The sequence below is a fragment of the Paenarthrobacter sp. PPS72 genome, assembly GCF_048537125.1.
Taxonomy (GTDB): domain Bacteria; phylum Actinomycetota; class Actinomycetes; order Actinomycetales; family Micrococcaceae; genus Arthrobacter; species Arthrobacter nitroguajacolicus_E.
The window spans coordinates 1-3,619 of record NZ_JBLYIE010000083.1 but is presented as its reverse complement, the minus strand read 5'-3'; the positions used below and the strand labels follow the sequence as shown (position 1 = coordinate 3,619).

At 58.6% G+C, this 3,619-nt stretch carries 2 protein-coding genes and 1 pseudogene; all 3 read right to left on the bottom strand.

Annotated elements, in window-relative coordinates; translation table 11 throughout:
• Positions 1 to 3: 3 nt before the first annotated feature.
• Positions 4 to 276 carry a hypothetical protein gene (locus ACLRGI_RS23135; protein WP_419203778.1) on the bottom strand — a complete coding sequence of 91 codons (273 nt, stop codon included), beginning with the start codon at positions 274 to 276 and terminating at the stop codon, positions 4 to 6.
• Positions 277 to 1,120: 844 nt separating this feature from the next.
• A pseudogene (locus tag ACLRGI_RS23130) lies at positions 1,121 to 1,567 on the bottom strand (RHS repeat-associated core domain-containing protein); the annotation flags it as partial.
• A gap of 226 nt (positions 1,568 to 1,793) precedes the next feature.
• Entirely contained in the window at positions 1,794 to 2,483 is a 690-nt protein-coding gene (locus ACLRGI_RS23125; RefSeq protein ID WP_419203777.1) for a hypothetical protein, read from the bottom strand.
• Between the last annotated feature and the right edge of the window lie 1,136 nt (positions 2,484 to 3,619).

Here is a 3,619-nt window from a genome sequence, read left to right as displayed (position 1 = left end):
CCGCTAAGTAAACGGTATTGGGGCTAGCGCCCAGGTCCAGAAGGCGTTGTCCTCTTCCAAGGACAAGTCCCGTTCCTTTCCGTTGCGCCGAATCCGAATATGCGCATATTGACTGCTCTGGAAAATTTCCCAAGCCTCGCCGCCCATGTCGATGGTGCGGCCGGCGCCGGCTGCAGTGGCATTCGTCAGGGTTGCCTCTGCTCCGTGGAGGGCCTGTTCTGCAGCTTCCACCAGGCGGGGCAACACGGGTGCCAGTTCTCGGGTGCGCTGTTGCATCGTTGCGATGGTGGCGCGCCGGTGCTTCACATAACCGCGGGTTTCGGCGAAAGTGATGGGGCTTGGGGCGACCCATTGCGCCCAGTAGGCATCTTCGAGTGCCCATTGGCTGATGTCGAGATAGAACGCTCACGGCCTTATCGATAACCTGTCCACGGAATATCGGTCCCATCTTTGGATTTATGGCCGCTCTTACTGCTTGGCCATAAGACATCCTGATTGTACCGCTGGCATAGTCTGCAACTGCTTTCTGCGTGTGTGTCTCCAGCCGCGCTGTAGTGCTCGCTACGCTACTAGTGAGGGGTCCAATCGAGGCCTGCTGAGCCATTGCTCGATTACCAAGGTTTTGGGTTGCTTGCTTGGCTGCTTGTTGGGACTGCTTGGCCAGGTTTTGAGAGGCAACTCTGGCTGAGGCTGCGCTGGCGGCTGCGGCTGCGGCTCCGCCATTGCCAGTAAATCCCCTGATGAAGGAGCCAACGTAACGTGCCACCTTGCCCAGTACCGCGCCGCCTGCGAAGCCTAACGGCAAGCCGGCAACGCTGTATTTGATGTTTTGGCCCATGTTGCTGTAGTACTGCTGGGCTGATGGGGCCGGTTTGCCTTGGGCAACGTCTGCCATGGCGGTAGCACCAGTAGTAGCAATAGCTCCGGCCACGGCACCCGCAACTGCAAGGCCCACGCCAACACCGATAGCGCACACCACGCTTGCGACACAGCCTGTCACCAGTGCAGCTGTACCGATAGCTATTGCTGCTCCGACCACTGCGCCGGTCACGGCTCCGACGATTTGAGAGCCGTGGTCTTTGAAGAAGTTGCCGATTTCTCCCCAGAACAGGCCGGAAGGATCGGAGCGGTTGATCGGGTCACCCCATGAGTATGAGTACGGTGAAAAACCCTCGACCCTGTCCGTGGCGAGCACCGGATCGGGAGTGGTGAACGCACCGGTCACGGGGTCCATGTCACGTGCGCCGAGGTGGGTGAGTGAACTGATGGCGTCGTTCAGGCCGCTGATGAAGCCGTTTGCGGCGCCGAACCTTGAACCGTTGGCAGCGTTTGAGCCGACTCCTGCTGTTCCTGCACCGGCTGCGGTGTACGTGTTATTGCCGGTGCCGGTGAGGTTGGCGCCACGTGCCAACCCGAACGGGTCCGTGTACCGCTGAACGGCGCTTCCCGCGGCTGTCGGCGGCCTTGTTGGCTCGAGTTCGCAAGCGGCTTCAGCGCCACTCCAGTGGCCAATCCTGCTCTTTGTGGCAGGCTTCCTACTGTTAGGGGCCGGCGCCGTCCTCTTCACGAAAGTCCAAGACCATACGGTGGCCGAATGGCGGCATCCTTACCCTTTGCCCCGCCGGCGCCCGAGCACCACATTCTTGGGATCCAGAAGGCCCTTTCGTCAAGCACACAGAGCTCGTCGCTAACGTATAACGGGCTTTTCACACACCCCAGGAAGGCTGTCCCCGTTCTCCCCGTCCAAGAGGATGCACCGGCCGAAACCCAGGCCCGGCGCCACGGGCCTCTACCTAGAGGCCAATCAACTTCGAAACGGCGTTCGTCGCCACTCCGATGACCAAAGCTCCAAGCACCCCCATCGCCGTTCCTATCCAGACTTTGACACGTGGTTTAGTGTCCCGGACCAGTTCAAAACGTGGCACAAATTTGTGGATAGCCATTCCTGCACTGAAGGTGAAGAGCAAGAAGAGCGCAGCTATTAGCCACGGCAAGTCTGACTGTTCCTTTAGAGATGGAAGGAACACTAGTGCCACGGCCACGGCCGGGACTATACCAATAATCGCGTGTGCCCATCCGTCATAGAGCTTTCCTAGCCGGCTGCTCTGCTTCCGTAATTCGAGGTCTAGTTGACCTGCGGCAGACGATACCCAAGCAACGTCGCCCCCAAGTTCTGCTCTGCTTCCGCTCTTCCCAAGTTCCAGTCGAAGAAATGTGTCTGCACTGTATTGATGTCCGAATGTGATTTCAACGCTCACAACTTCGTCTGCGTCGATTTCTTCTGCCAGAACCTCAGGAATCCCAGTCCGCTTCTCGTTCCAGGACTTGTGAGTGACGATCATTTTTAGCTCCAAGGCCTCTACCTCCCGGGTCTTGGAGTAGTCGACGTTTTCCCCCAGCATCCGAAGCACCTTGACTTCTTCTACAAGGCGATGAGGTTCCGCAAAGGGACCGGGGTCTCCCCCGTTCTTTGCAATGCTCATGGCAATGGTCTGAGCCAGTGAGACCAGCCGCTCATCGTTGGCTCGGCGGGCCTTCTCCCGACTCTGGGCCAACGCAGTTCGCGCATCGGCCGATGCGCTTTCTTGCAAAGTCCTCACTAAAGCGACCAGCCGTACAAGGTCTCGTTGGCTGCCCCACCAGACCGGGTACTTTAGCTCGGCCTTGGTTGTACTGGTTTGAGTCAATGCGGTTCCTAGGGTGGGTTAAACGGAGAAAGCGGGCGTTTGATCGCGAATCGCCACTTACTGTCAATGCCAGCAATGCCAGCAATGTTAGGGAGCGAGGGTTCGTCCGGGCGATAGGTTCATGCTGCCGCCGGGAAACGGCTCCCCCTCGTTATAAAGTCGCTCCCTGCCTCCGTACCGTCAAGGTCATCCTGCAAAGTAATAATTCTTCGAGTAGCCACAAGAAAACGTTACCCGCTCAGTATGCCCAGCCTGTGACCAAGGCATGATTTATCAGTTACTTGCTGATACTGAACTCCTACTCTCGTTATTTTTCCTGGGCCCGAGGTTTCCTGCCCCTCGCCCACATGGCACGGCAAAAGCTCAACCCTTCGGGCTTTTCCGCACCCAGGTGGACGACGGGACCCACCTGACCGTCTGCACCCAAAGCCCACCCTCACCTTGAGTTCTTCGTCCCACCATTGGTGAGCGGGCAATGGGCACAGCCTTGTACAGCGAGGATGGGGCTGCTGCATCTCATCGGCTCTTGCCCTTCTCGTTGATTCGGCGTATCTATTTCTGTCGGTGGGCGCGAATGCTGTGACAAGACAGGTCAGTGGGAGCCGCCTAGCATACGAGGCATGAGCGCCCACAGAGTTTCTTCCGCTGCCATCCTGGCCGCTGCCCTTGCATTGGCTGTATCGGCTTGCAGCAACGACACCACCCAGCCAGCAGCAAATGCCCCATCGCCGAGTGTCACCAGCACTGCCCCATCTCCGTCCGCCACTCCGCCCTGGCCATAGAGGCACTTGGGTCTGGTGCATGCTCGGGTGACCCTTTGTAGTCCCCAAGCCGTTGCGGCTGGCGTGTTTATTCTGGTCTCGTAGTGGGGGTCAAACGGCCCAGGAGGGGCGTCAGGCTGGCGTCCGGTGTCTAGATGAGTAAGTCCTATT